Raw genomic sequence first — 6,601 nt, 5'->3', positions numbered from 1 at the left:
AGAGCACGCCGGTCAGCCGGTAGGTGCGGTCTCCGTCTGGGTCGAGTCGGGCGGCGTCGGGCAGGAAGGGCTGGTGCGTGATCGGGTCGATCCCGAGCCACTTGCGGACGGCGCTCAGGTTCCGGCGGAGCAGATCGGGTGTGGTGGCGAGGGCGTCGCAGAGTTCTTGGGTGGTCGCGCCGCGCGGTCGGGTCGCGAGGTAGGCGACAATCTCGATGTAGTAGCGCTTGCGTTTGTTGCCGGCAGCCGGGTCTCCGCTGCGTCCGACCCGCACGCGGACGGGACCGAGAACGGCGAGACGAGGCCGATCGCAGCCATCGGCATGCCAGGCAGCCAGGTCGTCATCCAGGGTCGGATCCGGATCGACCAGTTCGCATGTCGCGGGCGGGATGACTGGTGCAAGGACCGCGAGATCTTCCGGCGTCGTCGCAGCGACAGCCAGGACTGCAGTGTCGGGCTGCGGAAGGTTGCTGGTCTCTTCGTCCGCACAACCATCCGTGGGACGTTGTTCGGTGACGTTGCCGGAGAGTTTGCCAGCGGCGTCCACCATTGACTCGCCGTAAGCGTCAGCATCGGGAACAGCGACGTTCTCGAGGCGGTCGGCCGCTTGGAGTAGCTGGACGCAGCCGAGGGCTTCGTCGGCGGTGATGCCGGTCGGGAATAGGTCGAGGCCGAGAGCAGAAACACGGACTCGACCGTTTGCGTCGGCGACCACGGACAGTCCCGCCTCTGCCGTTTCAGGTGTGCCGAGGAAGGTGACGGTGGTGCCGGTGCGTCCTGGCTCGTCGTGAACGAGTTGGACGACTGCGCTGAGGCCGTCGGCTGCGTCTGCGGGGGCGACGACGGCGCAGCCGGGTAGGTATTCGTAGTGCTGTTGCATGCGGGCGGTCGGCAGATGTGCGGGTGGGTCGCCAGCAGTGGCCTGGAGGACGCTCTTCGATGTGCTGAGTGCGCTCGCAGCTGCCGCTTCCGCACCTGAATGGACGCGGATATGGGAGGGGTTGAGTCCGTCAAGTTCGTGGAACACTCCGACAAGGTCGATCTGCCAGATGTCTTGCGCCCATGGGCTGGTGGCGAGTTCGGCTGCCCAATACCGGGCCAGGTCAGCGGCGAATTCGGCATCGCCGCTGATGGTGGTAATGCCGAAGGCTTCGAGGTTGATCAGCCAGCAATGCCCGTCCTGGTCGGTGCCGAGGGTAACCAGATGCGGCCACGGGGAAGGCCCGCCGTCACCGCTTGGCCCGATCAGCTCGAGGTCGGCGGTGAGGTCGAGCTGCCAGGCGTCTTCGTCTGCTTCCTGCCAAGGGGCCGGGAACTGGCCCGGTTCGGACAGGTGGGCGATCAGGTGACTGTGGGTGACTTCGAGCGTTTGGACGAGGGGGAGTTGTCGTCCAGTGGTGACGATGACTTGGGCGGTTCGGCGTAAGGCGTCGTCGATGAACGTGATCTGCGAGGCGATGGGTGCGCCGGCGTGGCGCAGGGTCTTCTCCACCGGGATGGTCTTAGGCGGTGGTGGGGCGATCATGAACCCGTGTCGGCGGTGGTGGCTTTGCAATGCCCTGCGTTGCCGGAGCGCCAGCCACATCGTTCCGGCCAGGATGCCGCCTGCCCCGGCCAGGCCGGTGAGGAACCACACGGGCTGGGGGTGGTTCGCTTCAGTGGAGTGATCGGCGGTTGGCGCCTGCGGGTTGGGGATGGTCGTGCCGTTCGGCACGGTCACCGTTGGGCCGACGGTGGGCGGCGCTGCCGCCGTCGGCCGCGTCGTCGGGTCGGCGGACCGTGCGGTGGCGGCGGGGCTGGGCTCGGGGCTTCGGTTGGGGCCGCCGGGGTTGGTTGCCGGACGCGATGGCCGGTCGGGCCTCTGGTGGTGATCGTCCCGGTTGGTGTTGGTCTTCGGTTTGCCCGGGATGTTGAGTCGCCAGCCGATGTCGATCACGTCTGGGTCGGTCAGCCGGTAGCCGCCTGGCTGGCCGATGTTGCGGGAGGCCTTGAAGATCTCCGGATAGCGGTGCGCATCGCCGAGCTTGTCGAGGGCGATCTGGCTCAACGTGTCGCCCTTGCGGACGGTGTAGTGCTGAGTGACTTGCTTCTTGTGAGCCGGTTGCCTCGCATGTGTGGGCGCGCCTGCCGCGGGCGCGGGCGGCGCAACCGGTTCTGCGCTGGCGACGGGGATCTTGGGCAGTTGTCCGCTGGTGGTGAGGAAGAGTGCGGCAACGGCGGCGAGCAGGCCTCGGGCTATAGCTTGCGGGAGGCCGAGTCCGCGCAGGTTCGGCGCTCGCACCTGTCGAATGCGGGCGGTTAGTTCCACGATGACACTGGTCATCAGCACGGCCCAGGCGATCCAGCCGGCCAGCTTGAGCAGGGCGAGGAACAGGGTGCCGTCATCGGGCCGCAGCAGCGCTCGCCAGAGACCGGACAACGTCCACTCGATATGCAGGGTGCCGACGTCCCGCACGGCCCAGAGCAGCAGCGGCATGCCGACCATCACGCCCACGAGAGCGATCAGGGCAGTAATCCCGCGCAGGATACGCCGCACCTTTGCTCCGATCGGATCTCGCCGGGCGGTAGGGCCTGTCGTCATCGTTCTGTCCCGTCTTGGGTGCGGACGAGTCGCCCGGTCGCGTTTCCGCTGACCGTCAACGCCCCGATGCCGAGCGAGCTGAGGAACAACGGCTCGTAGCGTGCGGTGGTGGTGACGTTGATCCGCACGCCGCCGATGATCGTGACCGTGCCGGTCATGCCGGCTTGCGCGATCACTTGTTGTGCGGCGGTCTTGGCGAGGGAGGCGTCGATGGTGGACACGGGTCGGCCGCTCATCAGGGTGGTCGGGTTGACCCGCTGGCCGGCGACTCGGACGGCTTGTGCGGCGACGTCGGTGGCGCGTTGTTTGGCGCGGATCTGGCCGGTGAGGTCGACCGAGATCCCGACGATCAGGGTGAACACGATGGCTGCCAGGACCGCCCACAATGTGACCGAGCCCCGCTCATCTCTACACGGTTCCCCCGCCTGGGGACATGGCTGCCGCCACGACGCGAGACTTTTCATGGTTGTCTCCCGCGGTAGGAGTCGATCGGCGACTGCATCGTCGCCGTGACCGTCACGGCCGGAAGACCGGGGAGCCCGAGTGCGGAGACGCTACAGGTGATGGTGGCTGACACCGAGGCCGGGGTGCCGACAGGGGTGGCGAATGCTCTCAGGTCCAACGCCACGTCGCGAGAGGAGCACGTCACCTGCTGGTCCAGGGCCTGGTAGGCCGTGGCGAGTGCAGATGTTCTGGCAGCAGGTGCTGTGCGCTGCAGGGACGCTGCGCGGGCCGCGTCCGCGGCGATCGCTTGGACCGCTTGACGGGTGAGAGCCACCTCACCTCCGAACGCCACCAACAGGATCAGCAGCACCATCGCCGGCGCCACGATCACGGCCTCAATGGCCGCCGAGCCCCGCTCATCCCGCCGCATGGGGCGAGACACACTCGCACCCCCGTGAGGATCGCCGCTACTCATGTGAGTCGCTCCTTGGGAAGCGTGATTGTCCGGTCGGCCTGCATCACCCATCCCGGCATCACCGACAAGGTGGTCCCGGTGACCCGGACCGTCACTGCGGTCGAGGTCATCGAGCAGGTGATGTGCGGGTTGTCGATGGCATCGCCCAGGCTGACGGCGAAGGCGGCTGCCGCCTCACGGCATGCCTGTTGGGTGCCGTTCTCGGCTGCTGCGGCGCGGGCGCCCATGCTGGCCGTCGATGAGGCGGCGCTGCACCCGCGGAAGTAGAGGCCGAATTGCAGTCCCGTGAACAGCACGCCGAACAGGATCGGTAACAACACGACGTAAGGGATCGTCGCCGATCCCCGCTCGTCCAGCAGCCGGCTCCCTTTGGTCATGACCGTGGCTACTGCTGCTGCAGGACCCCGGTCTTGCTGTTGAGGAAGTTCGTGATGGCGGCGCCCGCGAGACCAACAAGAACAAGGACCAAAATGGCCCAGAGCACGTGCTCAAGGGTCACGCTGCCCCGCTCATCGCGTCGGGGAGCCTCCAGCCAGCGTCGGGCAAAGACGAGGGCTGCAACGATTGTTGCGGCAATGGTCTGGCAGAGGTGGGTCATGGTCGGTTCCTTTCAGAGGGGTTGATTTCCTAGGACGTCAGGAGGCGCATCAGGGGTGGGGCGAGCAGGATCGTGACGAACACAATCGCGGGGAGGCTGGCTGGGATGAACATGCGTTCCCCGTCCGCGTTCGCGTCGGCTTGGTCGGCAGCGAGCAGCGCGTTGCGGCTCGCTTCGGCCTTGGCGCGCAGCGAGTCGTAGACCTGGGCACCTTCCTCACCACACAGCCGCATGATGTCGGCTAGGTCATCAAGATCGGTGACCGCGAGTTCGTTCGCCAGGTCGTGCAGGGCGTCCCATGGCTGTTGACCGGAGAACCGGGATCGTGCGAGCGCCTCGCTGATCCGACGGAAGGGCCAGCTGTCACCGATTTCGGCAGCTACTTCCATTGCCTGCCGCGATCCGGAGCCGCCACCTCGGCGCTCCAGCGCGACGAGATCGGTGTAGGCGGCGAGTGCCCGAGCGACTTCCGTCCGAGCTTTGGCGGCATCGTCACGGACATTCAGGTCGGGAACGAACCAGGCGACGACCGCTGCGGCAAGAGTGGCGCCCACCGGTAGCACCGGGGGCATCGGGATGCTCAGCGAGAACAGCCAGGTCAGCAGAGGCACGGCGACGATGGCGAGTGCGGCGAAGGTCAGCTTGTCGCCGTAGAAGGACGCCGCACTCTTCCGGAGCACCGCAAGATCCTTCGTAGGCACCGTGATCCAGGCCAACGGGAGCCGGTGGATCGCCCAACGTCCGACCCGCTCCCCCGTGCTTGCTGCACTAGGCGCCACCGGGTTGGCTAGTGGCGTGCGGTGAGGTGAGAGTCGGTCGAGCGTTGTGACCAGATCGGGTTGGGCTGGCGACGCCCACCACCCGAACGTCGCGACGCCGGCCATCACGAGCATTCCGGCCAGCACCGAACCCATCAGGATCGTCATCGCGGCACCCCCAGGAATCGGGCTGGTGGCGGTGATTGGGCCGCCTTCTTCAGCCAGATCAGCGAGGAGGTGTAGCAGGCCAGCAAGACGAGCAGGATTACCTGCCCCAGTGGGGTTCGGTAGGGCTCCAAGAAGGATCCTGTCAACGCCAAAACAGTGAGGGCCCCCGCCGACAGGAGGGTCACGAGCCGGGCGATCGTGCGTGGTTTGGCCCGGTCGGCCTCGATCTGGCGGCGGGCCTTCACATCGGCCGCTGCCGACTCCGCGAGCCCTGTCAACATGGCCGCCAATCCCGGTCCCCGCTTGCGTGAGCCAAGAATCAGCGCGGCGGCAACCAGGTCGCCGGTGGCATCGTCCAGATCGTCTGCGAATGCCCGCAGCGCGGCTTCGGTTGGCCACCGGCTCCGTAGCCGCGCCACCAAAGCGGCCACCTCTGGCCGAACAGTGTCCGGGCAAGACCGCAGACTCGCGACGAGTGCTTGTTCAAGCCCCTGCCCAGCGACCAGCACACCAGACAGATTCCGGGTCCACTCCGCGATCCCGTCCAGCTTGCCGATCCGACCGGTGTCGGCTGCGGAGGCGAGAAGGACGGGCACCCCGAGAACGGCGGCAGGAAGGACGACGATCGCGATCACCCAACCGCTCAAAATCGCCACGATCATCCCGACGGCCAGAGCCGCAAGCGTTGCCCAGCGGCGGACCGGTGAGATCGCTGCCCAGCGGCGCCGCCAACTCGATGGTCGACGAGCGTTCCGTTTCGCTTTCGAAATCGGCACGAGCCGCAGGCCAACGATGATGCCGAGGATGCCGCCGGCGATAATCGCGCCCGCTACTGCGGCCAGCACGCCGGTCATGCTTGCCGCCTCGGGTTGGCGTCGGCCTCGGCGAGGAACGCGGCGTGGTCGAGGCCGTGCCCGATCAGGTCGTCCAGGACATCCTGCTTCGGCGGCGTGTCAGCGACCCCGATCGCGCGCGGCTGCGATCGGAAGACTGACGTCAGGCTGTAGTGCCGTCCGGCTTCGCCCGGCTCGACCGCCAGAATCTCCGCGACCCGGCGAACCTTCCTGGCCGGGCCTGTCGGTGTCCGGTCGAGGTCGCAGCGCATCTGGACGATGAAGTCGACCGTGTCGGCCAGCTTGGTAGCTGCCAGTTCCAAGGTGACGTGCGGGCCGGCCTCCATCGCGCAGGTGATCAGCTTCCGCATGGTCGCCGACGCGTCCGCGGCGTGCGTGGTGGACAGGCTGCCTGCACCCGACTCCATCAGCTTGATCATCGACCACACCTCAGGGCCTCGGATCTCGCCCAGGATCTGGCGGGCCAGGGTGAACCGGAAACTGTCGATCACCTGATCCGCGGTGCGCCGCTCACCCCACGACCGGCCATCCGAAGCAGTCTCACCCGAACCCGGCCGTTCCTCCCAGGCAGTCACAATCCGGTGCTGATCAGCGAGCTCATGCAAGAACAACTCGTGCTCGGTTTCGAAGGTGCCCAGCACCTCCCACGGGTCGATCTCGGCACACAACGCCCGCACCAACGTGGTCTTCCCGTCGCCCTGCCCACCGGACACCACGATCGAG

8 protein-coding genes are annotated in these 6,601 nt (G+C 67.1%); all 8 read right to left on the bottom strand.

What is annotated here, in order from left to right; translation table 11 throughout:
- A partial coding sequence (locus AAFP05_RS06925; protein ID WP_341729125.1) for a hypothetical protein occupies positions 1 to 2,581 on the bottom strand: 2,581 nt, incomplete at its 3' end.
- The gene (locus tag AAFP05_RS06920) at positions 2,578 to 3,045 is read right to left on the bottom strand and encodes a pilus assembly protein TadG-related protein (RefSeq protein WP_341729124.1); all 468 of its coding nucleotides are present in this window, start codon (positions 3,043 to 3,045) and stop codon (positions 2,578 to 2,580) included. The genes AAFP05_RS06925 and AAFP05_RS06920, both read right to left, overlap by 4 nt.
- The gene (locus tag AAFP05_RS06915) at positions 3,042 to 3,500 is read right to left on the bottom strand and encodes a TadE/TadG family type IV pilus assembly protein (RefSeq protein WP_341729123.1); all 459 of its coding nucleotides are present in this window, start codon (positions 3,498 to 3,500) and stop codon (positions 3,042 to 3,044) included. The genes AAFP05_RS06920 and AAFP05_RS06915 overlap by 4 nt, the downstream gene beginning before the upstream one ends.
- Positions 3,497 to 3,877, bottom strand: coding sequence for a TadE family protein (locus AAFP05_RS06910; protein ID WP_341729122.1), 381 nt, complete (start codon positions 3,875 to 3,877; stop codon positions 3,497 to 3,499). Before AAFP05_RS06910 ends, AAFP05_RS06915 begins: the two co-directional genes overlap by 4 nt.
- Positions 3,878 to 3,885: 8 nt before the next feature.
- A complete protein-coding gene (locus tag AAFP05_RS06905) occupies positions 3,886 to 4,098 on the bottom strand; it encodes a hypothetical protein (RefSeq protein ID WP_341729121.1) in 213 nt (70 codons plus the stop codon).
- Between the two features lie 29 nt (positions 4,099 to 4,127).
- Positions 4,128 to 5,024, bottom strand: coding sequence for a hypothetical protein (locus tag AAFP05_RS06900; RefSeq protein ID WP_341729120.1), 897 nt, complete (start codon positions 5,022 to 5,024; stop codon positions 4,128 to 4,130).
- Positions 5,021 to 5,878 carry a type II secretion system F family protein gene (locus AAFP05_RS06895; RefSeq protein WP_341729119.1) on the bottom strand — a complete coding sequence of 286 codons (858 nt, stop codon included), beginning with the start codon at positions 5,876 to 5,878 and terminating at the stop codon, positions 5,021 to 5,023. The genes AAFP05_RS06900 and AAFP05_RS06895 overlap by 4 nt, the downstream gene beginning before the upstream one ends.
- The coding region (locus tag AAFP05_RS06890) for an ATPase, T2SS/T4P/T4SS family (RefSeq protein ID WP_341729118.1) at positions 5,875 to 6,601 on the bottom strand (727 nt) is incomplete at its 5' end. The genes AAFP05_RS06895 and AAFP05_RS06890, both read right to left, overlap by 4 nt.

Source organism: Brooklawnia sp. (genome assembly GCF_032229645.1).
GTDB lineage: Bacteria > Actinomycetota > Actinomycetes > Propionibacteriales > Propionibacteriaceae > Brooklawnia.
The sequence above is the reverse complement of the archived record's forward strand: the minus strand, read 5'-3'. Positions and strand labels throughout refer to the sequence as shown.

Coding starts and splice junctions, on each gene's coding strand:
- AAFP05_RS06920 (WP_341729124.1), bottom strand. CDS start 3,045: ATGAAAAGTCTCGCGTCGTGGCGGCAGCCATGTCCCCAGGCGGGGGAA.
- AAFP05_RS06915 (WP_341729123.1), bottom strand. CDS start 3,500: ATGAGTAGCGGCGATCCTCACGGGGGTGCGAGTGTGTCTCGCCCCATG.
- AAFP05_RS06910 (WP_341729122.1), bottom strand. CDS start 3,877: ATGACCAAAGGGAGCCGGCTGCTGGACGAGCGGGGATCGGCGACGATC.
- AAFP05_RS06905 (WP_341729121.1), bottom strand. CDS start 4,098: ATGACCCACCTCTGCCAGACCATTGCCGCAACAATCGTTGCAGCCCTC.
- AAFP05_RS06900 (WP_341729120.1), bottom strand. CDS start 5,024: ATGACGATCCTGATGGGTTCGGTGCTGGCCGGAATGCTCGTGATGGCC.
- AAFP05_RS06895 (WP_341729119.1), bottom strand. CDS start 5,878: ATGACCGGCGTGCTGGCCGCAGTAGCGGGCGCGATTATCGCCGGCGGC.